We start from the raw sequence: 24,199 nt of genomic DNA, 5'->3' as shown, positions 1-24,199 counted from the left end.
AACTAAATCATATTCCTTAAAACGTACTGCAGAATACCTCCGTTTTTATAATACTCTAATTCATTTTTTGTATCAATTCTGCATAAAGTTTTTATTTTCTTTATTTCGCCAGAAACATATTTTATTTCGACTGTCACTTCATCTGAGGGATTAACACCCTTTTCTATATTTAAAATACTAATTAATTCAGAACCAATTAATTTTAGGTTTTTTCTGTTTACATTCTTGATAAATTGTAACGGTAATATTCCCATTCCAATCAAATTAGATCGGTGGATTCTTTCAAAACTCTCTGCAATTACTGCTTTTATCCCAAGTAATTTTGTACCTTTAGCTGCCCAATCTCTAGACGATCCAGTTCCATACTCTTTTCCACCAATAACAACTAAATCTGTTCCTCTTTTTTTATATTCTACTACCGCATCATAGACAGGAAGAACTTTTTCTTCTGGATATAACTTTGTAAAACCACCTTCTGTACCAGGAGCCATTTCATTTCTAATTCTTATATTTGCAAAAGTTCCACGCATCATAACTTCATGGTTACCTCTTCTTGAACCATATGAGTTATAATCTTTAGGTAAAATTTGGTGTTCCATGAAATATTCACCAGTTGGACTATCTTTTTGAATACTGCCTGCTGGCGATATATGATCAGTGGTAACCATATCACCTAAAATTAATAATGGTCTTGCATCCTTTATTTCTTTAAATCCTTCTGGTTTATCTGGTAACGAGTCAAAAAAAGGAGGTTTTTTTACATATGTTGATCCCTCGTCCCAATTATAAATACTGCTTTTATCAGTTTTAATTTTTTGCCATTGAGTTGGGCCTTCTGAAACATTTGAGTATCTTTGTATAAACATTTCGGCATTAAGTGAATCTTTTAAAGTTTCTTCTATCTCTTTATTTGAAGGCCAAATATCTTTTAAAAATACATCCTTTTCTTCTTTATCTTTTCCCAATGGATCTTTGTATAAATCAACTTCCATATGGCCAGCTATTGCATATGCAACAACAAGTGGGGGTGAAGCCAAATAGTTAGCTTTTATATGTGGAGAAATTCTTCCCTCAAAATTTCTATTTCCTGATAAAACTGAAACTGCATAAATATTTTCTTTTTGGATCGCTTCTACAATATTTTCTGGAAGTGGTCCTGAATTTCCAATGCAAGTTGTACAGCCATACCCGACTAAATTAAAGCCAAGCTGATCTAAATAAGTGTTTAATCCAGCTTTTGCCAAATAGTCTGTAACTACTTGAGATCCAGGTGCTAAAGAAGTTTTTACCCAAGGTTTAACCTGTAAACCTTTTTCAATAGCTTTTTTAGCTAATAGTCCAGCCCCGATTAGAACATTTGGATTAGAAGTATTAGTACAAGAAGTTATTGCAGCAATTAATATTGAGCCATCTTTAATTTCGTAATCTGTATTCGATACTTTCGAAATTGACTTTTCATTTTTATTTGAAGCTTCCTGCAATACTTTTTGAAACGAACTAGGTGCATCTGTTAACAGAACTTTGTCTTGAGGTCTTTTAGGTCCTGAAATAGTTGGTACGACTGTGGACATATCTAAAGATATAATCTCAGTAAATTCTATTTCGCTACTCGCCCATAAACCTTGTTCCTTGGCATAATTTTCTACGATATCAACAGTTTGTTGATCTCTTCCAGAAAATTTCAAATACTTTAATGTTTCTTCATCAATAGGAAAAAAACCACAAGTAGCACCATATTCTGGTGCCATGTTTGCAATTGTTGCTCTATCTGCTAGTGTTAAATTTTTTAAACCCTCTCCATAAAACTCAACAAACTTACCAACCACTCCTTTATCTCTTAACATTTTAACAACAGTTAATACTAAATCAGTTGCAGTAGTTCCTTCTGGCATTTTGTTCTTCATTTCAAAACCGATGACTTCTGGTATTAACATGGAAATTGGTTGACCTAACATTCCTGCTTCAGCTTCAATTCCTCCAACGCCCCATCCTAAAACAGATAAGCCATTTACCATTGTTGTATGACTGTCTGTTCCAACTAAAGTATCTGGAAAAAGATATTTTTCCCCTTTAAATTCTTCTGACCAAACAACTTTTGATAAATATTCTAGATTTACTTGGTGACAAATTCCTGTTCCTGGTGGAACTATTCTAAAATTATCAAATGCCTGTTGTCCCCATTTTAAAAAAGAATATCTCTCACCATTTCTTTCAAATTCTATGTCGACATTTTTTTCAAAAGAATCTGCTTTTGCAGATTGGTCAACTTGTACGGAGTGATCAATTACAAGATCAACCGCAGATAATGGATTGATTGTATTTGGATCTTTATTTTTTTCTTTAACTGCTTCTCTCATTGCAGCTAAATCTGCAACTGCAGGTATTCCTGTATAATCTTGGAGCAAAACTCTTGCTGGTCTATATGCAATTTCAGTTTTAGATTTTTTTGTCTTTAGCCAGTTTTTAATCGCTTCTATTTGAGATTTTGTTACACTTAAATCGTCTTCGTATCTTAATAAATTTTCTAGCAAAACTTTAAGAGATTTTGGTAGTTTATTAATTCCTTCAAGTCCATTTTTTTCTGCTTCATTTAATGAGTAATAATTATACTCATTGTCATTAACTATGATTTTTTTAAGTGAATTATAAGAATTTTTGTTTCCTGGGGTCATATTATAAATAAAAAGTTATTATGCTTATTAAAAGAAGCAGTGACATAGCATAATTAAAGTAATTAATAAATTTCTGATTTGTCGCAAATTTCCTGAAAAATTTACCTAAAAAAGTCCACAGAGTTATGCTAGTGACTGAAACAATTAAGGCCATAATTATAATTTGAGTCGTATAATTTACAAATGTTTCTCCTGGATTAATATAAGTTGAAACAAGAATAATTGATGCAATAACTCCTTTAGGATTTAAAAATTGGAAAATAAAAGTTTCATGAAACTTAATTGGATTTTTATTTTTATTTTCCTGATCTGAATGTCCTGAAAAAGAAATTTTGTATGCTAAATAAATTAAAAATAGAGTTCCTAAATATTTTAATATATCTTGAATTAAAGGATAAAACTTAAAAATATTTATCAGCCCTAGGGCTAAACATAATAACAAAAATGGAAATCCTAAAGTTACACCAATTATATGTGGTAGTGTTCTAAGAATACCAAAATTGAAACCAGAATAGAAAGCAACAAAGTTATTTGGTCCAGGGGTAAATGCTGCAACAATTCCAAATAAAGTTATAGAAAGAATTTCAGGATGCATTATTAAGCAATCGGTAATCCGTTTTCTGCTTTCTGAGAAGGATGAACAAGTGTAACTTTGCCATCGGCATCAATTGCTCCTAAAACCAATACTTGAGAAACTATTCCAGCAATATTTTTTTCAGGAAAATTACAAACAGCAATAACTTGTTTTCCTTTTAAATTCTCCTCGTTATAATAATGAGTAATTTGAGCCGAAGATTGTTTAATGCCAATTTCGCTTCCAAAATCAACTTCAACCACTAAAGATGGCTTTCTCGCCTTTTCATTTTTTTTTACAGAAATTACAGTACCAATTCTAATATCTACTTTATCAAAATCATTATAGGTAATTTGCTCTTTAATCATAATATAATATAGTGTTTTAAATTTATGAGTATAGATAACAATTTATATGAAAAATCAATCAAGATTTTAACTGACTTAATCGCATTTAAAACTATCTCTGGTCAAGATAACAGTAATTTAATTGATTATTGTGAAAAAATTTTAAATAACATCGGAGTAGATACTTTCAAAGTTTATGATGATGATAAAAAAAGAGTAAATCTTTTTGGAACTATAAAAGCAAAAAATCAAAGCACAAAAAAGCCAATTATATTATCTGGTCACACAGATGTGGTTCCCGCATCTAAAGGTTGGAGCAGTGATCCATTCGTTGCAAATATTAAAAATGATAAATTATATGGAAGAGGCTCATGTGATATGAAAGGTTTTATCGCGTGCACACTTGCTTATGCACCTATCTTCAAAGAAAGTAATTTAGATAGAGACTTACATTTCTGCTACACATTTGATGAAGAGACTGCATGTATTGGAGCTCCTTTATTAATAAAGGAATTGAAAAAAAGAGAAATCAAAAATGGAATTTGTATAATTGGTGAACCAACTAAAATGAAAATTATTGATGCCCACAAAGGTATGAATGAATACACAGTTCATTTTGGAGGACTTGCAGGACATAGCTCTAAACCACATTTAGGAGTAAATGCAGCTGAATATGCTACTAGATATGTTGGAAAACTTTTAGAAATTAGAGAAGAATTAAAAAAAAGAGTTCAAAAAGATAGTATTTTTGATCCTCCACATTCAACTTTATCAATTGGCGGAATTAAAGGTGGTATTGCTCATAATGTAATTGCAGATAGATGTAGTGTTGAATGGGAAACAAGACCAGTAGTTAAAGAAGATGGAGAGTTTGTTACGAAAGAAATTGATAAATATTCAAATGAAGTACTTCTACCAGAAATGAAAAAAGTATTTCCAGATTCTTATATTAAAAAAGAAGTAATAGGTGAAGTTATTGGTTTTAACAGATTAGATGAGTCTGAAGCATGTGAATTTGTATCAAATATAACTGGTGATAATTCTAGAGAAGTAGTTTCTTTTGGGACGGAAGCTGGTTTATTTCAAGAGCTAGGGATCAGTACTGTTGTTTGTGGACCAGGATCGATAGAACAAGCTCACAAAATTGATGAGTTCATAGAATTAAATGAAATGAAAAAGTGCCTTAAGTTTTTAGAAGGTGTAAAAGATAAATCAGTAAATTAACTCCAACCACCTACGGCTTTTACTTCTAAAAACTCTTCTAATCCGTGTTCACCTGCTTCTCGACCTATTCCAGAATGTTTAAAACCACCAAAAGGTGCATCAACTGCAATACCAGCTCCATTAACATCAACCATTCCAGATCTTAATTTTCTTGCAACTCTTTGTACTTTTTGAGAGTCTTGGGTTTGGATATAGTTTGTTAGTCCATAAGAGGTGTCATTTGCAATTTTAATTGCATCTTCCTCTGTTTCAAATGGAATAACAGATAAAACAGGCCCAAAAATTTCTGTTCTTGCAACTTCCATATCATTATTTACATCTGCAAAAACAGTTGGTTTAACAAAATAACCTTTGTCTAATCCATCAGGTTTACCTGTTCCTCCAGCAACTAATTTTGCACCTTCATCTATTCCTTTTTGGATTAAAGTTTGTATTTTAATGTATTGAGTTTCTGAAATAACTGGACCTATATGTTCTCCTTCTTTTTTGGGATCACCCACCTCAAAACTTTCGGTATATTTTTTTAATCTCTCAATAGCATCTTCATACATTGATTTTTCAACCAACATCCTTGTAGGTGCATTACAAGATTGTCCAGAATTTCTAAAACATCTTAAAGCACCTCTTTCAATAGCTTCTGGATCAGCATCTTTAAAAATTATATTTGCACCCTTGCCACCTAATTCTAAGCTTACTCTTTTAAAATCTTTAGCAGCATTTTGTGAAATCAAAGCTCCTGCTCTTGTTGATCCTGTAAAAGAAATCATATTTATATCTGGATGACTTGTAAGAGCATCACCTGTTGTTGCTCCATCTCCATTAACTAAATTGAACACACCTTTTGGAAATTTTACTTCATCAATAATTTCAGCAAGTATCATTGATGAAAGTGGTGCTAATTCTGATGGCTTTAAAACCATTGTACAACCTGCGGCTATTGCTGGCATTACTTTTAAACAAACTTGGTTCATTGGCCAATTCCATGGTGTTATTAATGCACAAACACCTTTTGGTTCATAAATCAACCTTTGGTTAGGAGCATGATCTCCTAAAGGTTTTTCAAATTCAAAATGTTTTAAATATCTTATGAATGATTTGATATGACTTGCTCCTGTGCCAGCTTGTAATTTTGTTGCAAAATCTTTTGGAGCACCCATCTCAAGAGTTATAGCTTCTGCAATATCTGCCCATCTTTTCTTATAATTTTCATAAAGTTTTTCTAATAATCTTATTCTTTCTTCCTTAGAAGAGAAGGCCCAAGTATCATAGGCATCCTTAGCTGCATTAACTGCAATATCCACATCAGCTTTGTTCCCCAAAGTAATTACTGCACAATTTTCCTCTGTAGCAGGATCAATTACTTTTATTTCCTCTGAGCTATTTGGTTTAACCCAAGCTCCATTAATGTAAAAATTTTTTTTGTCTAACATGTTTCGACGTTATCCTTTCCTTATGTTTTTGCAAATAAATTAGTTAATTCATAAACAATAGTTGCTGCTGCTAAAGAAGTTACTTCTGCATGATCATATGCTGGAGAAACTTCAACAACGTCAGCTGAAACTAAATTTAATCCAGACAAACCTCTTAAAACATTTACCATTTCTCTTGTAGTCATCCCTGCAATTTCTGGTGTACCAGTCCCTGGAGCAAATGCAGGATCTAAAACATCAATATCAATTGATAAGTATAGAGGATTATCTCCCACTCTTTTTCTAATTCTTTCTGCTATTTTATCTGTGCCTTCTGTTTGAAACTCATCACAATGAATTATTTTAAATCCAAAACTTTCATCATTTTTAATATCATCTCTACTGTAAAGTGGCCCTCGAATTCCAACATGCATAGACGCATCGTCTAAAAATAATCCTTCTTCTCTAGCCCTTCTGAATGGAGTTCCATGAGTATAAGGTGCACCAAAATATGTGTCCCAAGTATCTAAGTGGGCATCAAAATGAACTAAAGATACAGGGCCCTTATTTTTTTTATTGATTGCTCTTAACAAGGGTACTGCAATAGTGTGGTCTCCACCTAAACTTATAATTCCTCCAACCTTATTTAATAAATCTGTTGCGCCTACTTCTATTTGTTTAATTGCCTCATCAATACTAAATGGATTACAAGCGATATCACCAGCATCAGCAACTTGTTGGATTTTAAAAGGCTCAACATCATAGTTGGGATGATAATTAGTTCTCAAATGTCTAGAGGCTTGTCTGATGCTTTGTGGACCAAATCTTGCTCCAGGTCGATAACTTGTGCCAGCATCAAACGGAATTCCAACAATTGCAACGTCACAACTTTCCACATCTCTTAGTTCAGGTAATCTTGCAAATGTGCTTGGGCCAGCAAATCTTGGAACTTTAGTTCCGCTAACTGGTTGAATTGGATTTTTGTTTCTTTCTTTTTTCATTTTTTAATAATCTAAGATAATATTATCTCATCTAATTCGTCTATAATAATTTAATGAAAATTTTATTTTTATTTATTCTTATTTTTCATATTTCGCATGTAAATGCTAATGAAATTTATAATCTGATAAAAATTCCAAATTTAGAAATCTATAAATTAAAAAATGATAATAATATTCGTTATTTGAGCGCTAAAGGTAATTTTAAAATTGGTATAAATAAGAACATTTCTTGCGATAAAGTTAATATAAATAATTTAAATTCAAAATTTCCTTTAATTGAAAAAAATCTTAATCTATATAATTCTAATTTTCTTGATAAGATAAAATTAAAATATATTGTATTTTGTGAAAATTTATTCATCTCTGAAATTAATACTGGGGGAATACCTGATAATAAAAACAGGACATTAATTTTAGATATTAATTTTAATAAAAAATATTTTGAAAGAATGATGCACCATGAAATTTTTCATATGATACAAAATACTCATATTGAATATTTCGATGAGGATAAATTTTCTTCTTTTAATCTAAAATCATTTAATTACGCTGAATGTTCAACTTGTTCTGATAGATTAAATTTAGATCTATATGAAAAAACTGATGGTTTTTTAACAGAATATTCTAAATCTATCCCATCTGAAGATATGGCGGAAATTTTTTCATTTTTAATGACTGATAAAGAAACAATTGAAGATAAAATTAATAGTGACAAAATCCTTAACAATAAAGTGAATTTTATAAAATCAAATTTGGCTAAAATAGATGAAAATATTTTATGATCAAAACTATTAAAGTCTCGAAATCAGAAAAAATTTTATTTATATTTTTAATTGGTCTTTCAATTTTTGCTTTTACCTCTTTTTTTTTATTAAAAAATAAATGTCTATTTGTTGAAAAAAATAATTTAAGTAAATTTAATTTTAATGAGCCAAACAATATTGCAGTAATGAATGTTGAGTGTGGAAATGTAATCATTGAACTTTATCCAGATATTTCCCCTAAAGCAGTAGAAAGATTTAAAATTTTAATTGAAAAAAAAATGTATGATGGTTCTGCTTTTTATAAAGTTTCAGAAAATACTTTTGTACAAGCTGGAGATATTGAGTATGGAAATATAAATAACTTAGATTATTCCAAAATTGGTAGCGGAAAGTCTGGACTGGGATTGTTAAAATCAGAACTAAGCAACGATTTTAAATTTACAGTAGGAAGTGTTGGTTTTGCTAGAGCAACAGAATTTAATACAGAAGATAGTGAATTCTTTATTACATTGAAAGAAATTCCAATTTATCAAGGAGAGTATACTCCAATTGGTAAAGTAGTTTACGGTTTAGATATTTTAAATAAAATTAAAACAGGTAATAAAGCAATTTATGTTTTAAGACCTGATTATATTAAAACCTTTAGAATGTTTAATTCTAATTAATCAAAGGTTTACCCGTCGATAATGTATGTCTAATTCTTTCTTGAGTTTGTTTTGTTTCTATCAATCTCATAAAAGAATCTAGTTCTAATTTATACAGATCATCCTCTGACAGTGCTTTTTCAATAGTAGTGTCTCCACCACTTAAAACATTTGCAAGCTCAGTTCCAACATGCATACCATGATCTAAAATTATTTTTTCGTTGTATAATTTCTCTAAAACCTTAATCATTTTATCTTTCAACGGCTTTCCAGAAAGCTTAAATTTACACTCTTCTGGAGGAACAAAATCATTATTTTGATTAATTAAATTTTTTGCTTCCTCAAAAAGACTATTTCTGTTCATTATTTTTCTATCCTCTGTTCTTAAATACTTTAATGGTTCAGCCTCGATTGGAGATGTAGCTGTTTTAGCATAACCAATAATATCAAAAACTTTTAGTGGGGCATAATCTGGATCTGATTTTGCTTCCTCTGTTTGTGACCATCTCCACAACATTTCTTTACATCCTCCGCCTGCTGGAACTAATCCAACAATAGTTTCAACTAATCCAATAACTAAATTTGTGTGTGAGGCAACAAAATTACTTTGAACTAAAACCTCAAAGCCTCCTCCAAGTGTAAGTCCAGAAGGTGCTGATACAACTGGGTGCTTAGAGTATTTTAAAGTTTTGCAAGTATCTTGAAAATATTTAATAAATTTTTCAATTGATTTAAAATCACCTTTGTCAGCAAAATTCATAGTATAACTTAAATTCACACCTGCTGAAAATTGCATGCTTTCATTAATTACTATTAAAGGTTTGTCAGTTGCATTTTTTAATGCATCCATTGAGTCATAATCTAATGCACAGGCTTTTGTTGTAAACTCAACAATATTAAAATCTTTAAATCTATGAATTTCAGCTGAATTATTTTTATCTAGTTTAATAGCTGATGGTCTTATTTTTCCTAGGGTTTGAATATCTGTATAAAGTTGTCTTTCTCCATAGAAGTTTTCATCTTTTGTTTTTGATAAATTTTCTAAAAATTTATTATTTTCAAAACTATCAATTCTTTCAAAGAAATTCTTTACCCCTATGGATTTCAACATTTCAAAAGGACCCATTGCCCAATTAAAACCAAGCCTCATAGCTTCATCAATATCGTTAAACTGATCAGTAATCCCAGGAACAAGTGAAGAGGCATATTTAATTATTTTTGAAATTACAATCCAGGCATACTCACCAAACTTATCTTTTCGATTAATTAAATTACTAATATCAACAGTCTCTATTCCTAAATCTATTTTTTTTGTTGCAGAATACTTTCCTGTTTCTAAATTTATTGCTTCTAAAATTTTTTGATCTCCACTTTTATTCATTCTATAAAAGCCGCCTTTTCCTTTACGCCCTGTATAGCCTGTCTCAATTAATTTTTTGACTAATGGAATTTCTTTTGCAACAATTTGAAATTCATCTTTTTCTGAAAGTTCTTTTATAAAGCTCTTTAATACATCAGCCATCAAATCAATTCCAATTAGATCGTATAATCCAAATACGCCTGTTTTGGGTATTCCCATCGGTCTACCAAAAACTGCATCGGCTTCTTCTATTGAAAGTTTCATTTTGAATGCTTCTGTCATAGCAACTTGCATTGCATAAACACCGATTCTATTACCTAGAAAACCTGGGGTATCGTTGCAAACTATAGCACCCTTACCGAGCTCTACTTCACAAAATTTCTTTAAAGAATTGATTTTATTTAAATCGTTATTTTCGTTTTTAACAATTTCTAACAATCCCATGTATCTAACTGGATTAAAAAAGTGAGTGATACAAAAATCTTTTTTTTCTTCATCATTTAATTTTTCTGATAAAACTTTAATTGGAATTGATGATGTATTTGATGAAACTATTGCGCCTTTTTTTCTATTCTTAAATATCTTCTCATAAATATTATGTTTAATATCAATTCTTTCCACCACTGCTTCTACCACCCAATCTGCATCTTTTACTACGTCAAAATTTTCTTCAATATTTCCAACATTAATATTGTTAATTTTACTTTTATCTATTAGCAAAGGAGGTCTAGATTTATGAATTCTTTCTCTAGCTTTTTCACTGATTTCAGTAGTTAGATCTAAAAGAGTAACTGGTATACCTGCATTACATAAATGGGCAGCTATCCCACTTCCCATTGTGCCAGAGCCAATAACTACAACTTTTTTAATTTCCATAACAACTTCTATATATGATAAAATTATTTGGGTAAATTATCTATTTATTCCTCTTAATCTCTCAGATCTTCTTCTTAACAATTCAGCACTAATTAAGATTAACGTAGATAGAATAATTAAACATGTAGCTACAGCAAGAATTGTTGGGCTTAATTGCTCCCTTAATCCAGTCCACATCTGTATAGGAATAGTTGTATTTTCTAAACCTGCCAAAAATAACACAACTACAACTTCATCAAAGGAAGTTACAAACGCAAATAATCCTCCTGAGATCACACCTGGTAAAATTAAAGGAAGAGTAATTTTCATAAATGTATTAACTGGATTACTTCCTAAACTTGCCGCCGCTCTTGTAACACTGTGATCAAATCCAGAAAGTGTTGCTGTTACAGTAATCACAACAAATGGAGTACCTAAAATTATATGTGCTAGGACTATTCCTGTATGAGTAGCTGCTAATCCGACCTTTGCCATAAAAAAGAAGATCGCAACCCCAGAAATAATTAAAGGAACAATCATAGGCGAAATTAAAGTAGCCATTATAATTCCTTTGTATGGCATATGCCTGCTACTTAATCCTAAAGCAGCTAAAGTGCCTAAAATTATTGAACCAATTGTAGCGAATATTGCAATTATAAAACTATTTTTTGCTGCTAATCCCCAAGGATTTTTGGTTCCATAAATCATATCTTTATACCATCTTAAAGAAAATGCATCCGGATCAAGATTTTTCATTCCCTCTGAAAAAACTAAAAACTCTTCTGCATTAAACGATAGTGGGAAAATTACAAACAAAGGTGCTATCAAAAAGAAAAATACAAAAGTACAAATTGCAATATAAATATAATGCCAAATTCTATATCTAGTTTCTGTATAACTTGGTAATGCCATTATTATCCCAATTTAATATTGTCCACTCCAACTAATTTATTGTAGATCCAGTAAATAACTAAAACTCCGCTAAGTAGCATTAACCCCATTGCAGATGCAAAGCTCCAATCTAAAGTTTGTTTCATATGAAATGCAATTTGATTACTTATTAAGGTTCCAGATGCACCACCAACTAACGCTGGTGTAATGTAATAACCAATTGCTAAAATAAACACCAGTAAGCATCCTGCACCAATTCCTGGAATAGTTAATGGAAAGTATACTTTCCAAAAAGCAACAAAAGGAGTTCCTCCCAATGATTTTCCAGCTCTCATTAAGCTAGGAGAGATGGTTTTCATTACACTGTAAAGTGGAAGAACCATAAAAGGTAATAATATTTGCGTCATAGCAACATAAGTACCTACTTTATTATACATCATTTCAGGCCTATTATCGTCTGCAACGAGCCCTATCATAACAAAGAAATCGTTTACTACACCTTGTTGTTGAAGCAAAATCATCCAACTAGCAGTTCTCACTAGTAATGATGTCCAAAAAGGTAAAAGTACACAGATCATTAATAAATTTGAATATTTCATAGGAAGAGTTGCAAGCAAATGTGCAATTGGATAACCCATTAAAAAGCAGAATAGTGTAACAAAAAAAGCTATTTCAAGAGTTCTTAGCCAAAGAATTCTGTGTATTCTTCTATCTTCATCAACTTGAGCAATACTTCCGTCAGCTGCATAATACATATCCATACCTTTTAAGTATTTTGACATTGTATAAGGTGGAGCAGTTCGTTTAATTGCTTGCCAATACTCAACATTTCTCCAACGCTTGTGAACTTTCATTACCTGTTCTTTAATACTTATACTTTCATCAATCTTCTTTCTCTTAACTTGTCTAAAAAGTTTTTTTGTAATGGAATTGAAACCATTTTTTTCTTTATTTAATCTTTGACCAAGTTTTCCGTGTTCTTGTTTTTCAACAAGAACTTTAAAATCATAGTAAAAAGCTGCAAATACTTCTTCCGAAGGTAATTCCTTACCATCCCATTTTTCCATTTCTTTAAAAGTTTTTGGAAGCATATTTGTTATCATTTTATCATCTACGCTTCTGCTGAACATTTCTCCTATTGGAAAGACATATGTAATGATTAAAAATAAAAGTAATGGTGCAACAAGCAGAAATGCTTTAATTTTATTTTTTTTCTCAGCTTTTTTTAAACTGACTTCTAAGGGAATTCCGTCAGTTGTTAATATTTGTTTTGTTTCAGAGCTCATAAAAAAATAGGGCGGTTAGTAATAACCGCCCTAAATATATTATATAAATTCAGTGATTAAAACTGAATTATAGGCCTGCTTTCATTGCTTCCCATTTTTCACCAATCTCTGTTCCGTTATCTGCCCAGTAGAAAGGATCAACTAAGAAATAATTCTTAGTGTTTGCAGGAGCTGTTGGCATTTGTGGCATCATCTCAGTTTTACCATCTTTATACCATGGCTCATTAGCTTTGATTATATCTAAAGATGATAATCTGTATGGAGCATAAGCAATGTACTTCGCACTACCTGCTAACATTTCAGTGTTAGTCATCATAGCTAAAGCTTTTTTAGCATTTGCTTCATCTGGACCACCTTTAACAAGCGCGAAATATTCATAGTCAAGACCTTGACCATCCCATACTTGTTTAATTGGAGCTCCTTCACCTATTTCAGCATTGAAGAATCTTCCGTTCCAACCAGTTGCCATTACAACTTCACCTGAAACTAATAGTTCAGGCGGTTGAGCACCAGCAGACCAGAATACACATCCGCCATTAGGATCTGTACAAAGTTTCTTAATCTTATTCATTGCTCTATCTAAACCACCTTCAGCTTCAAGTTTTCTGTAGATTAAGGCTCCACCTTTACCCATTTTTACACCGTCAGCAGCTAATGCAATTTCTAAATTAGTTAAAGCACTTTTGTAGATCGCTCTTTTTCCAGGGAATTTTTTAGTGTTAAAGAAATCCTTAATTGTTTTAGGCTCTTTACCACCAAATGCTCTTGTATCAAAAGCATAGTTCCAAGAATATAAAATGTTTCCTACTGCACATTCACTTGGCATTGGAGCAAAGAAGTCTTTACTTGCAGGAGTTCCATCTGGAGCAGCTGGAAAATCTTTGTCAAAATCAAATTTAACAAATAAACCTTCATCACATCCATTAATAGTATCAAATGCAAATACGTCTATAATATCCCAAGTTATAGCACCAGCTTCTTTTTGTGCTTTGATTTCTGATAAACCACCAGAATAGTCAACCCAATTGATCTCTATTCCAAGTTTTTTAGCAGTGGGATCACCATACCCAAGCTTTTGTGACTCTGTATAAGCTCCACCCCAAGATGCAACAGTAACTGCAAATGCTGATGAAGTTATTGAAAGTACAAAAGAAAGAGCTAGTAATAATTTACTTAGTTTTTTCATTATTCCTCCGTTTAAACGTTGATATAAATTAATTTATATAAGTAAAATTACAACAAATAGCTAATGTGAAGTCAACAGCTGATTTTGTCTATAAATATATATAGTAGATATACGTATTTTAATTGTAATTATTTTGGGTCTAACGCTCTCGCATCAGCACTATTCCAACCAATATTTATATCTTGGCTTACTTTGAGCTCTAAATTTGATGTGCTATTAGGTACTTTTAGAATAAACTCTGAACTTCCCAAAAGATTAAGTCTTACTCTAGTGTGATCACCGTGATAAATTACTTCCTCAATCTTTCCACTGAACATGTTATCCATTTTATCTGTTGGATTTATTAAGGCTCTCTCAGGTCTTAATGATACAGTTGTTTTTTCCCCTTTTGACTTAACAGATATCGGATTAGCTAATATCTCTGAGTTTGCTAATTTTACTTTACATTTGTCTTTATCGATATCCACAACTTCACCATTAAAAGTATTATTCTCTCCTATGAACTCAGCAACAAATGAGTTTACTGGCTTCTCATATAGTTCTGCAGGATTTGAAAGCTGTTGAACTTTTCCATCATTAAATACTGCAATCCTATTTGACATAGTTAATGCCTCACTTTGATCGTGAGTTACATATACAACTGTTACACCAATACTTTCATGAATATGTTTTATTTCATATTGCATGCTTTCTCTTAAATTTTTATCTAATGCTCCTAGAGGTTCATCCATTAAAACAACAGCGGGGTCAAATACTAAAGCTCTTGCTACTGCTACACGTTGTTGTTGACCACCAGAAAGTTGTGCTGGCATTCTAGATTCAAAACCATTAAGAGAAACCATCGATAAAGCCTTATCTACTTTTTTGTCAATTTCATCTTTTTCAACTTTTCTTACTCTTAATGGAAAAGCTAAATTTTCATAAACTGTCATGTGTGGAAACAAAGCATAATTTTGGAAAACCATACCAATACCTCTTTTATGTGGAGGTATGTTGGAAATTATATTTCCATCTAATAATATTTCACCGTGAGTTGGAGTTTCAAAACCAGCCAACATCATCAGACAAGTTGTTTTACCTGAACCAGATGGACCAAGCATTGTTATAAATTCACCTTCTGCAATATCTAATTGAAGATCTTTAACGACAAGAACTTTACCGTCATAACTTTTATCTACTTTATCGAATTTTACAAATTCTGGATTTTTAGACATAAAGGTGCATATAAAACATTTGTGTAAAAAGATTTCAATAGCTAATTAACTCTTAATATGAAGCTCTTTTGGAAAATTACAGAACAATTCTGATCCATTCTCTGTAACTCTTATTGCCTCAGATGCTTCGACACCCCAATCACCAAACTGCATTACAGCTATCATGTGAAAACAAACATTAGGTTCTAGAACTGTCATATCTCCCTTATAGATATTAAGAGTGTGCTCACCCCAATCAGGAGGATAACCAATTCCAATCGAATAACCTGTTCGAGATTTTTTTTCTATTCCATATTTATCTAATATTTTCCAAAAAGCTTGCGCAACATCGTCTGCTGTATTCCCGGGTTTAATTTGACTTATGCCAGCATTTAAAGCTTCAATTGTTTTGTTCATAGTATCAATTTTTATTTGATTAGGTTTTCCAAGCAGAACTGTTCTCGCCATTGGGGCATGATATCTCTTATAAACCCCAGATAATTCAATAATTGTAGCTTCTCCCTCCACAAATTTATCTTGTGTTGCAGTTAAATGAGAAGCAGAAGTCCCTTTCCCTGTTGGAAGCAATGTTGCAATACTAGAATATTCACCTCCAAATTCCTCTGTTCCATAAAATAAAGTTTTTTGAATTTCACCAACCGCATCACACTGTCTGACACCTGGTTTAATAACTTCCATTGCTGTTTTCATTCCTTTTTCAGAAATTTTTGCTGCAGATTTCATGAAACCTATTTCAGCATCAGATTTTACTAATCTTGCCCAATTAACTAAACGATCACTATCTTTGATTTTTGCATTAGGTAATCCTTTTTTTATTTTTTCATAACAAAACGCAGTGAAGTAATGCGCATCCATTTCTAATCCAATGCATAACTTATCCCATTTTCTTTCTTTTATAATCTCTACCAAATTATCATAAGGATGTTTTGGCCATGTATGAATATAATTTTCGTCATAAACTAAAATATTCTCATCCTTTAAATAAGTTTTAATATATGCACCACCTGCATCTTGAGCTCTAACAAAACATAGGGGCTCGTCTCTATCTATATGCACAATTGCACATTGGGCATAATAAAAAGACCAAGCATCATAACCTGTTAGGTAATTCATGTTGTTAGTGTCATGTGAGATTAAAAGATCGATGCCTTTTTCTTGCATCATTTTTTTAACCTTTGTTAATCTTTGCTTATATTCTTCTTTTGTGAACAACATTAATTTTCATTAAATAATTTACCGAAACCTTCGACAGAATTATTTTTGTTTATTTTAACAAGCGTATCCCAAATTAAAGCCTGATTGCTAGATAAAACTGTAGTATTTAATTTTTTCTCTAATTTATCAATAATTGGCAATACTGGTAAAGCAGTACAAGAAACAAAGAGTGCCTCTGCCCCATTTAAATCTATTTCGGATAGAACATTAAATAAATAATTCTGATCAACTTTTCCGATATCGTAATCAGCTTCTATATCAAAGTAAGAATTTGAGGTAACTTCAAATCCTTCGCTTTTAAAATATTCCAAAACTTCATCGTTAAGTTTTTTACTATAAGGTGTAAATAGACTTATTTTATTTATATTTAATTTCTTTAAAGCTTTGATTGCAGCGGTACTTGGAGTTGTTACTTCTGCCATAGGTTTTGCAGCTTTTACTTTTTTTTCAATAGATTCATAACCTGCAGCTATTGTTCCAGAGGTACAGCCATAAACAACACAATCGATATCCTGATCAGGTAATATATCTTTTGTTACCTCAGTTACTTTGTTTGACATTTTGATCAAATTTTCTTTTGTAAGCGGGTTGTAGCATTCAATACGATTTACAAAAAAATCAACTTCTCTGTCTTTAATTACGTTAATAAAATCTCTTTCAATCATAAAATCGCTTGCAAGCGCAATAAGTCCAATTCTTGGATTTGATTTAGTAATATATTTAGGATCTATTTTTGTTGAATTCATAATTTAAAAGGTGAATATATCAGAAGTTCTTTAATAATCATTAATATAAAAAATAGGTATGAATATAAAAGATACTTTCGTAGCATCCTTGGTGCCTATTTTTTTAGGCTTCGGTTTTGTAATAGCTAAACCAGCATTTGAATCTTTTCCTCCTATTCTTTTGATGGGTATCAGATTTACGTTTGCTGCATCATTATTAATTTGGTGGTTTCCAATACCAACAGGATATTTAAAAAGAATTTTTGCGGCATCATTAGTGGCTAATACTTTACAATATAGCATTACGTATTCTGGTTTAGATTTAATTGATGCATCTGCAGCAGTTCTTTTGGTTCAAACAGAAGTTCCATTTGGAGTTATTTTTGCTTACTTCATACTTAAAGAAAAACCAACGATCAGAGCTTTGATTGGTATAGCTATCGCATTTGTTGGAGTTTATATTTTAACTGGATCTCCTAACTTAGATGGAAAATTTATTGGAATTGGACTCACGATTTTAGGATCTGCTGTATGGGCTCTTGGACAAGTTATGGTTAAACCTTTAAGTAAAGAAATAAATCCTTTAGCGTTAGTTGCTTGGTTAGCATTATTCTCTGGACCAATATTAGTAATGTCATCTGCGATAATTGATGGAAATACAATTAATTATCTAACAAATGCAAAATTTGATCATTGGATTATTGCTATTTATATTGGTTTCATTATGCAACCAATTACATACGGTTGTTTCTATTATGTTTTAAAAAATAACCCACTTTATAAAGTTCTACCTATTGTAACTATGGGGATACCACCAACCGGTTTATTGGCAGCAATATTTCTTTTAGGTGAAAAACCAACTTCAGAATTATTTATAGGTGGTACAATAATCATAGTTGGTGTGATTTTAATTGTATTTACAAAAAACAAAAAGGAAGAGGAAATAAAATGAAAATTGGATTTATTGGTTTAGGTAATGTTGGAGGAAAACTTGCTGGAAGTTTATTAAGAAATAACTTTGATCTTACAGTAAGAGATATAGATAAAAATTTAACAAATCCTCTAAAAGACTTAGGTGCTAAGGTAGCAAAATCACCAAAAGAATTAGCAGAAAAAACTGATTTAATAATTACATCTCTTCCTTCCCCTGAAGTATCCGCTGAAGTTATGGAGGCTGATGACGGAATTATAAATGGACTGTCAGAGAATAAAATTTGGTTAGAAATGAGTACCACAGACGAAAATGAGGTAAAAAGAATTGGAAAAAAAGTAATAGAAAAAAAAGCTATACCTATGGATGGACCTGTTAGTGGAGGATGTCATAGAGCAACAACAGGTAATATTTCTATATTCGTGGGTGGAGAAAGAAAAGCATTTGAAAAAATTTTACCTGTATTAACTGTTATGGGGAGAAAAATATTGCACACTGGTGAGCTTGGTACAGCAAGTGTATTAAAAGTAATTACAAATTATCTAGCATCTGCGCATTTAGTTGCATTAGGTGAGGCTTGGACTGTAGCAAAAAAATCTAATTTAGATTTAGCAAAAACTTATAAAGGGATTGCTATTTCCTCTGGTAATTCATTTGTGCATGAAACTGAAAGTCAGGTTATATTAAATGGATCTTATAATATAAACTTTACAATGGATTTGGTTTTAAAAGATACAAGTCTATTTGATAATCTTGCAAAAAAAATAAATGCTCCTTTAGAAATTTCTCCACAAATAGTTGAAATTTTCAAAGATGGTCAAAAAAAATATGGTTCTAGAGCTTGGTCATCAATGATTGTGAAAAGGATGGAGGATTTAAATAATATTAATTTTAGAGCTAATGGTTTTCCTGATGAGTTGGTTGATAGCGAACCTGAGGAAAAAGGATATGAAATTTAATTAATGTGTTAAGATAAAAAATGTTAGATAAAAGAAAATTTTACATAAATGGTCAGTGGGTTAATCCAATTAAAAAAAATGATTTTGACGTAATTAATCCATGCAATGAAGATCCGTTTGCTGTTATTTCTTTAGGTTCAAAAGAGGATACAGATTTAGCAGTCAAATCAGCAAAAAATGCCTTTAATACTTGGAAAGAAACTAGCAAGAAAGAAAGGCTCAGTTTACTTAAAAAATTATCATCAGTTTATAAAAAAAGATTTAATGAAATGGCTGAGGCTATTTCTCTTGAAATGGGTGCACCAATGGATTGGGCAAAAGATGTTCAAACAGCTTCAGGGAAAGATCATTTAGATGATTTTATTATAAGATTAAAAAATTTTAAATTTGATGAACATTTTGATAATAAATCAAATAATCATATCTATTATGAGCCAATTGGAGTTTGTGGATTAATCACACCGTGGAATTGGCCAATTAATCAAATTGCTTTAAAAGTCGTTCCTGCATTCGCAACTGGATGTACAATGATTTTAAAACCATCAGAAATTGCTCCTATTTCTGGAATGATATTTGCAGAAATGATTGATGAAGCAGGTTTTCCAAAAGGTGTATTTAATTTGGTAAATGGAGACGGTGCAGGAGTGGGAACCCACATTTCAAGCCACCCTGATATTGATATGGTTTCTTTCACAGGTTCAACAAGAGCAGGAAGATTAATTTCAAAAAACTCTGCAGAAACAATTAAAAGAGTTTGTCTTGAATTAGGTGGAAAAGGTGGAAATATTGTTTTTGCTGATAGTTATAAAGATGCAGTAAGAGACGGTATTAGAAATGTAATGAGTAATTCTGGTCAATCTTGTGATGCACCAACAAGGATGCTTGTTGAAAAATCAATTTACGAAAGAGCTGTTAAAGAAGCTGTAGATGAAGCAAACAAAATTAAAGTAGATCAAGCTTCAAAAAAAGGAGATCATATAGGACCAGTAATTTCTAAAATTCAATATGATAAAATTATAAATCTTATTGAAAGTGGAATTTCTGAAGGCGCAACTCTTGCAGCAGGTGGACCTGAGCTACCAAACGGGTTGAACAAAGGATACTTTATCAAACCAACTATATTTACAGATGTAACTAATGAAATGAGAATTGCCAAAGAAGAAATTTTTGGACCTGTGTTATCTATAATTCCCTTTGAAACTGAAGATGAGGCGGTCAATATTGTAAACGATACTTCTTATGGACTTGGAAATTATTTGCAAACTGAAGATAGAGAAAAAGCACATCGTGTTGCAAAAAAATTAAGATCAGGCTGTGTTTACATTAATGGAAATGGAGCAGATGCCGGAACTCCATTTGGTGGTTACAGACAATCAGGTAATGGGAGAGAAGGAGGTGTTTGGGGCCTTGAGGAATATCTTGAAGTAAAGAATGTTACTGGTTGGAGTTAACCGAATTTTTTAAATATCTTAGTCTTCCAATAATTTCATCTCGATCCATGTAATAACCTTGTAAATGTCTATGTCCTGAGTTTGGATCATATTCAGTTCTACCGTGTAATAATCGTCTGTTGTTAAAAGAAAAAATATCACCTGGTCCTAATCTAAATTTAATCTGGAATTGATCATCATGAAGCAAATTTCCAAATCGATGATGAGCTTTGTAAACTTTATCCATCAAGTCAGGATGACAGTCTAAAGCATCCATAGTTGCTACGCTAAACCGAATATCATGGTAATCATTATCTTTTGTTAGAGATATCGCGGGTGCGTAATAACTTCTAACAGACTCTTGTGTATAATCCATGTCTCTAAATTTTAAATGAACGTTTACTAGTGTATCAAATATTTCTTTCTCATTTTTTCTTAAATAATCTGCAACTGCAAATCCATCTACAGCGGATGAGTCTCCTCCTGTTGCAGAATTAACCAAACAATGAAGAAATTGATAACCAGGTGGTGTTTCAAACCATGGTAAATCCATATGATTTCTTAGGGCATGTGTTGTGTAAGCAGAATTATTTGGTTTAGGAATATTAATTACTTCAAAAGGTGTTTTAAAAAAAGTTTCTCTAGTATGGCTAATTCTGTTTAAAATTTTAAAGCCAGAATTATTTTCAGTTGGAGCATTTTTTACTATAGCAATTCCAGTGTGGTGTAAGAGCTCTAACCATCTGACAAGTCCCTCATATGAACTCATAATTTCATCATGTTCAATCTCAATTGACTTCAGGTCATTTTGTAAAGAGTTGTCCCAAAGTTTATATGGGGATTTATATTCTAAATTATTTTTTATAGTATAGCAGTTTTCTCTTAACCAATTTTGGTCATAATAACTTATATGGTCACCTTCACTCCATTCAATTTCAAGCTTACCTTCATTATTTACTGCAAATTTTTTTGGATTAATTTTGTTTGATACTTTTAAAATATTAAACATTCTATGACGTGAGTCTTTGTCATGTGCAGTTGGACAATTGTCTCTTAGCCATAAATAATTAAATTTACTTTTTTTTCCATCGCTCCAGTCAACTTCTAAATTTGTAGAATTTTTAGTTATATTTTTTATTGTAAAATTTTGTTCCATTAATTTTTATAATTTGAATGTTCTCTCTCTAGTTTTCTTAATAAAGCAGCCCACTCCGTTTTTCCATCATAATTATAATCATCAGAGTCACTCATGTTTTCCCAAAAATATGCAGCTTTTTGTTTATCTATTTCATGTTTGTTTAACCCCATTGCAAGGTTTTTTACCTGAACTGAACATGCTTGCTCTAGATAATAAGCTCTGAAAAATGCTTCTGCAGCAGTTTTTCCTACTGTGTAATATCCATGATTTCTTGTAATCAAAATATCGTGTTTGCTAATTAGGTTTTCAAACTTGCTTCCAAATTCTTTATCCTCAACAAATTCATAATCAATATATCCAACAAGATGATTTAAATAAACTGCGGCTTGTGAAAGATACATCAAACCTTCTTTGGTACCTCCAACTGCCATCACATCATTAGCATGTCCGTGAACATAAAAATTAACATCATTTCTTTTATTAAAAATCCATTGAGCAAGATTAATACATCCGTCATTTAACCAAGGTCCGTCTGAATCTAATTTTTTTCCGTTTTGATCAATTTTAACTAAAGATGAAGCAGTAATTTCTTCATAAAACATTCCATATGGATGAACGAAAGAACAATTCTTATCTTCAGCAGATCTTGCCCCGGCACATTGATTAGCAAGGTCTGTCATGCCGTACATATGCAAAATTCTATAGAGAGCAGACAACTCTAGTCGCACATCTTTATCTGTTTGCGCCATATATAAAATTCTTATTTAAAAAATAAGCAAAAGCAAATAAATACAACTGTTATTTCTTAAAACAATTATAAGTTGTATAATATTTGTTTTACATATGATGATTGTAACTGTTAGAACATTACATCATGTCAAAAATTGAGATCAACAACGTATACAAAATTTTTGGAAACAACCCTTCTTCTGTGCTGCCAATGGTAAAAGATGGTGCAACAAAAGACGAAATTTTAGAGCAAACTGGTCATACCATTGGATTAGATAATGTTTCTCTTAAAATTGAAGAAGGAGAAACCTTTGTTTGTATGGGTTTATCAGGATCAGGAAAATCAACATTAATAAGACATTTAAATAGACTAATCGATCCAACTGATGGTGAAATTTTAGTTGAGGGCACGAATGTAATGTCACTTGATAAAGATAAACTTATTGAATTTAGAAGACATAAAATGAGCATGGTGTTTCAAAGATTTGGTTTATTCCCGCATAAAACAGTAATTCAAAATGTTGGTTACGGACTAGAAATGCAAGGAAAAGGTGAAGATGAAAGAAATAAAATCTCAATGGAAAAAATCGATGCAGTTGGTCTAACTGGTTTTGAAAATCAATACCCTGCTCAATTATCAGGAGGAATGCAGCAACGTGTTGGTTTAGCAAGAGCGTTGGCTACTGATACAGATATTATGTTAATGGATGAAGCTTTCAGCGCTCTAGATCCTCTTATTAGAAGTGATATGCAGAAACAATTAATTGATCTTCAAGCAGAATTAAAAAAAACAATTGTATTTATTACACATGATTTGGATGAATCATTAAGATTGGGAGATCATATCGGGATATTAAATTCTGGAAAATTAGTGCAAGTAGGAACCCCAGAGGAAATTATTATGAACCCCGCTGATGATTATGTAAAAGCTTTTGTAAAAGATGTGAACAGAGCAAAAGTTATAAAGGCAAAAATTATTATGAAAACTGCTGATCAAGCTAATGACATAGATAAATCAAACTTAATAAAAGTAAATGAAGATGAATTTATAGAAGATTTTTTACCAAAAATCGTTTGTTCTGACTCAAATTGTGAAGTGGTTGATAAAAGTGGGAATGTTAAGGGATACATTTCAAATCAAGAATTACAGTCTTCATTAACAAGATCATAAAGTGTTATTAAAAAATTTTGAAGTAAAAAAGGAATGGGTTGATTACAACAATCATATGAACATGGCATATTATGTTCTTGTTTTTGATCAAGCATGGGAAGTTGCACTTGAAAAATTTAAAATGGGAGGAACTGCAGCAAAAGATCTTAATAGAAGTACAATGGTTGTTGAAACTAATACTAAATATTTAAATGAGGTAAAAGAGGGAGAAATGGTCAATGTTAATCTGACTTATTTTGATCATGATAAAAAAAGACTTCATTTAAAAATGGAAATGATTTCTCAAAAAACTAACAAACTTTCAGCTTCTATGGAATGGATATCGCTATATATAGATTTAAGTAAAAGGAAAGTTGCTGAATTTGAGGAAGAAAAAGTAAAATTAATGAAAGATTTTATTCAAGAAAATAAGTCAAAATTTTCAAGCGAAGGTCTTCTATTCTCTTCTAAATTAAAGAAATAATTAAATATTCT

22 protein-coding genes are annotated in these 24,199 nt (G+C 31.4%); 8 read left to right on the top strand and 14 right to left on the bottom strand.

What is annotated here, in order from left to right:
* Positions 1-2 precede the first annotated feature (2 nt).
* Genes acnA through ACTT88_RS01420 form a run of 3 tightly spaced genes read right to left on the bottom strand, consistent with a single transcriptional unit; the run spans position 3 to position 3,611 of the window.
* Positions 3-2,672, bottom strand: a complete 2,670-nt coding sequence (gene acnA, locus ACTT88_RS01430) for an aconitate hydratase AcnA (RefSeq protein WP_440907597.1) — start codon at positions 2,670-2,672, stop codon at positions 3-5.
* 1 nt (position 2,673) lies between these two features.
* Positions 2,674-3,267 (bottom strand): LysE family translocator, encoded by a 594-nt coding sequence (locus tag ACTT88_RS01425; protein WP_440907596.1) that lies wholly within the window; start codon positions 3,265-3,267, stop codon positions 2,674-2,676.
* 2 nt (positions 3,268-3,269) lie between these two features.
* Positions 3,270-3,611, bottom strand: coding sequence for a tRNA-binding protein (locus ACTT88_RS01420; RefSeq protein ID WP_440908614.1), 342 nt, complete (start codon positions 3,609-3,611; stop codon positions 3,270-3,272).
* A 27-nt stretch (positions 3,612-3,638) separates the two neighbouring features.
* Between ACTT88_RS01420 and argE the strand changes: the two genes are divergently transcribed.
* Positions 3,639-4,817: an acetylornithine deacetylase gene (argE, locus tag ACTT88_RS01415; protein ID WP_440907595.1), complete on the top strand. Its 1,179-nt coding sequence runs from the start codon at positions 3,639-3,641 to the stop codon at positions 4,815-4,817.
* On the opposite strand, the gene ACTT88_RS01410 is transcribed toward argE, so the two are convergent.
* Positions 4,814-6,247 carry an aldehyde dehydrogenase family protein gene (locus ACTT88_RS01410; RefSeq protein WP_440907594.1) on the bottom strand — a complete coding sequence of 478 codons (1,434 nt, stop codon included), beginning with the start codon at positions 6,245-6,247 and terminating at the stop codon, positions 4,814-4,816. The genes argE and ACTT88_RS01410 overlap by 4 nt on opposite strands.
* Positions 6,248-6,267: 20 nt before the next feature.
* Positions 6,268-7,227, bottom strand: coding sequence for an agmatinase (speB, locus tag ACTT88_RS01405; protein ID WP_075484331.1), 960 nt, complete (start codon positions 7,225-7,227; stop codon positions 6,268-6,270).
* A gap of 53 nt (positions 7,228-7,280) precedes the next feature.
* Here speB and ACTT88_RS01400 point away from each other — a divergent pair, with 53 nt between their 5' ends.
* Positions 7,281-8,009: a putative zinc-binding metallopeptidase gene (locus tag ACTT88_RS01400; protein ID WP_440907593.1), complete on the top strand. Its 729-nt coding sequence runs from the start codon at positions 7,281-7,283 to the stop codon at positions 8,007-8,009.
* Complete coding sequence (locus ACTT88_RS01395) at positions 8,006-8,656, top strand: peptidylprolyl isomerase (RefSeq protein ID WP_440907592.1); 651 nt, start codon at positions 8,006-8,008, stop codon at positions 8,654-8,656. Before ACTT88_RS01400 ends, ACTT88_RS01395 begins: the two co-directional genes overlap by 4 nt.
* Here ACTT88_RS01395 and ACTT88_RS01390 read toward each other — a convergent pair.
* The 7 genes from ACTT88_RS01390 to ACTT88_RS01360 form a co-directional block, all read right to left on the bottom strand.
* Positions 8,649-10,871, bottom strand: a complete 2,223-nt coding sequence (locus tag ACTT88_RS01390; protein WP_440907591.1) for a 3-hydroxyacyl-CoA dehydrogenase NAD-binding domain-containing protein — start codon at positions 10,869-10,871, stop codon at positions 8,649-8,651. The two genes, ACTT88_RS01395 and ACTT88_RS01390, sit on opposite strands and share 8 nt — an antisense overlap.
* A 36-nt stretch (positions 10,872-10,907) precedes the next feature.
* A complete protein-coding gene (locus tag ACTT88_RS01385) occupies positions 10,908-11,762 on the bottom strand; it encodes an ABC transporter permease (RefSeq protein WP_075504029.1) in 855 nt (284 codons plus the stop codon).
* 2 nt (positions 11,763-11,764) lie between these two features.
* Complete coding sequence (locus tag ACTT88_RS01380; RefSeq protein ID WP_440907590.1) at positions 11,765-13,027, bottom strand: ABC transporter permease; 1,263 nt, start codon at positions 13,025-13,027, stop codon at positions 11,765-11,767.
* A 67-nt stretch (positions 13,028-13,094) separates the two neighbouring features.
* Entirely contained in the window at positions 13,095-14,213 is a 1,119-nt protein-coding gene (locus ACTT88_RS01375) for an extracellular solute-binding protein (protein ID WP_440907589.1), read from the bottom strand.
* Positions 14,214-14,341: 128 nt separating this feature from the next.
* A complete protein-coding gene (locus tag ACTT88_RS01370) occupies positions 14,342-15,427 on the bottom strand; it encodes an ABC transporter ATP-binding protein (protein ID WP_440907588.1) in 1,086 nt (361 codons plus the stop codon).
* A gap of 45 nt (positions 15,428-15,472) precedes the next feature.
* Positions 15,473-16,642 carry a M24 family metallopeptidase gene (locus ACTT88_RS01365; protein ID WP_440907587.1) on the bottom strand — a complete coding sequence of 390 codons (1,170 nt, stop codon included), beginning with the start codon at positions 16,640-16,642 and terminating at the stop codon, positions 15,473-15,475.
* Entirely contained in the window at positions 16,642-17,388 is a 747-nt protein-coding gene (locus ACTT88_RS01360) for a maleate cis-trans isomerase family protein (protein WP_440907586.1), read from the bottom strand. Before ACTT88_RS01360 ends, ACTT88_RS01365 begins: the two co-directional genes overlap by 1 nt.
* A gap of 58 nt (positions 17,389-17,446) precedes the next feature.
* On the opposite strand from ACTT88_RS01360, the gene ACTT88_RS01355 reads away from it, so the two are divergent.
* From ACTT88_RS01355 to ACTT88_RS01345, 3 genes are read left to right on the top strand one after another with little or no spacing between them, the layout of a single operon-like run.
* Positions 17,447-18,319, top strand: coding sequence for a DMT family transporter (locus tag ACTT88_RS01355; protein ID WP_440907585.1), 873 nt, complete (start codon positions 17,447-17,449; stop codon positions 18,317-18,319).
* Positions 18,316-19,257: an NAD(P)-dependent oxidoreductase gene (locus ACTT88_RS01350; RefSeq protein WP_440907584.1), complete on the top strand. Its 942-nt coding sequence runs from the start codon at positions 18,316-18,318 to the stop codon at positions 19,255-19,257. The genes ACTT88_RS01355 and ACTT88_RS01350 overlap by 4 nt, the downstream gene beginning before the upstream one ends.
* Before the next feature lie 20 nt (positions 19,258-19,277).
* The gene (locus tag ACTT88_RS01345) at positions 19,278-20,708 is read left to right on the top strand and encodes an aldehyde dehydrogenase family protein (RefSeq protein ID WP_440907583.1); all 1,431 of its coding nucleotides are present in this window, start codon (positions 19,278-19,280) and stop codon (positions 20,706-20,708) included.
* Here the strand turns inward: ACTT88_RS01345 and ACTT88_RS01340 are convergent.
* Together ACTT88_RS01340 and ACTT88_RS01335 are read right to left on the bottom strand one after the other, a co-directional pair.
* Positions 20,692-21,843 carry a TauD/TfdA family dioxygenase gene (locus ACTT88_RS01340; RefSeq protein ID WP_440907582.1) on the bottom strand — a complete coding sequence of 384 codons (1,152 nt, stop codon included), beginning with the start codon at positions 21,841-21,843 and terminating at the stop codon, positions 20,692-20,694. The two genes, ACTT88_RS01345 and ACTT88_RS01340, sit on opposite strands and share 17 nt — an antisense overlap.
* Complete coding sequence (locus ACTT88_RS01335) at positions 21,843-22,574, bottom strand: class II aldolase/adducin family protein (RefSeq protein ID WP_440907581.1); 732 nt, start codon at positions 22,572-22,574, stop codon at positions 21,843-21,845. Before ACTT88_RS01335 ends, ACTT88_RS01340 begins: the two co-directional genes overlap by 1 nt.
* A 125-nt stretch (positions 22,575-22,699) precedes the next feature.
* Here ACTT88_RS01335 and ACTT88_RS01330 point away from each other — a divergent pair, with 125 nt between their 5' ends.
* Positions 22,700-23,725, top strand: a complete 1,026-nt coding sequence (locus tag ACTT88_RS01330; protein ID WP_440907580.1) for a quaternary amine ABC transporter ATP-binding protein — start codon at positions 22,700-22,702, stop codon at positions 23,723-23,725.
* A gap of 1 nt (position 23,726) precedes the next feature.
* The gene (locus ACTT88_RS01325) at positions 23,727-24,188 is read left to right on the top strand and encodes a thioesterase family protein (RefSeq protein WP_440907579.1); all 462 of its coding nucleotides are present in this window, start codon (positions 23,727-23,729) and stop codon (positions 24,186-24,188) included.
* Positions 24,189-24,199: the final 11 nt, after the last annotated feature.

It is taken from the genome of Candidatus Pelagibacter sp., from assembly GCF_052046145.1.
GTDB lineage: Bacteria > Pseudomonadota > Alphaproteobacteria > Pelagibacterales > Pelagibacteraceae > Pelagibacter.
This window is presented reverse-complemented; position numbering and strand designations above follow the sequence as displayed.

Coding starts and splice junctions, on each gene's coding strand:
- acnA (WP_440907597.1), bottom strand. CDS start 2,672: ATGACCCCAGGAAACAAAAATTCTTATAATTCACTTAAAAAAATCATA.
- ACTT88_RS01425 (WP_440907596.1), bottom strand. CDS start 3,267: ATGCATCCTGAAATTCTTTCTATAACTTTATTTGGAATTGTTGCAGCA.
- argE (WP_440907595.1), top strand. CDS start 3,639: ATGAGTATAGATAACAATTTATATGAAAAATCAATCAAGATTTTAACT.
- ACTT88_RS01410 (WP_440907594.1), bottom strand. CDS start 6,247: ATGTTAGACAAAAAAAATTTTTACATTAATGGAGCTTGGGTTAAACCA.
- speB (WP_075484331.1), bottom strand. CDS start 7,227: ATGAAAAAAGAAAGAAACAAAAATCCAATTCAACCAGTTAGCGGAACT.
- ACTT88_RS01400 (WP_440907593.1), top strand. CDS start 7,281: ATGAAAATTTTATTTTTATTTATTCTTATTTTTCATATTTCGCATGTA.
- ACTT88_RS01395 (WP_440907592.1), top strand. CDS start 8,006: ATGATCAAAACTATTAAAGTCTCGAAATCAGAAAAAATTTTATTTATA.
- ACTT88_RS01390 (WP_440907591.1), bottom strand. CDS start 10,871: ATGGAAATTAAAAAAGTTGTAGTTATTGGCTCTGGCACAATGGGAAGT.
- ACTT88_RS01385 (WP_075504029.1), bottom strand. CDS start 11,762: ATGGCATTACCAAGTTATACAGAAACTAGATATAGAATTTGGCATTAT.
- ACTT88_RS01380 (WP_440907590.1), bottom strand. CDS start 13,027: ATGAGCTCTGAAACAAAACAAATATTAACAACTGACGGAATTCCCTTA.
- ACTT88_RS01375 (WP_440907589.1), bottom strand. CDS start 14,213: ATGAAAAAACTAAGTAAATTATTACTAGCTCTTTCTTTTGTACTTTCA.
- ACTT88_RS01370 (WP_440907588.1), bottom strand. CDS start 15,427: ATGTCTAAAAATCCAGAATTTGTAAAATTCGATAAAGTAGATAAAAGT.
- ACTT88_RS01365 (WP_440907587.1), bottom strand. CDS start 16,642: ATGTTGTTCACAAAAGAAGAATATAAGCAAAGATTAACAAAGGTTAAA.
- ACTT88_RS01360 (WP_440907586.1), bottom strand. CDS start 17,388: ATGAATTCAACAAAAATAGATCCTAAATATATTACTAAATCAAATCCA.
- ACTT88_RS01355 (WP_440907585.1), top strand. CDS start 17,447: ATGAATATAAAAGATACTTTCGTAGCATCCTTGGTGCCTATTTTTTTA.
- ACTT88_RS01350 (WP_440907584.1), top strand. CDS start 18,316: ATGAAAATTGGATTTATTGGTTTAGGTAATGTTGGAGGAAAACTTGCT.
- ACTT88_RS01345 (WP_440907583.1), top strand. CDS start 19,278: ATGTTAGATAAAAGAAAATTTTACATAAATGGTCAGTGGGTTAATCCA.
- ACTT88_RS01340 (WP_440907582.1), bottom strand. CDS start 21,843: ATGGAACAAAATTTTACAATAAAAAATATAACTAAAAATTCTACAAAT.
- ACTT88_RS01335 (WP_440907581.1), bottom strand. CDS start 22,574: ATGGCGCAAACAGATAAAGATGTGCGACTAGAGTTGTCTGCTCTCTAT.
- ACTT88_RS01330 (WP_440907580.1), top strand. CDS start 22,700: ATGTCAAAAATTGAGATCAACAACGTATACAAAATTTTTGGAAACAAC.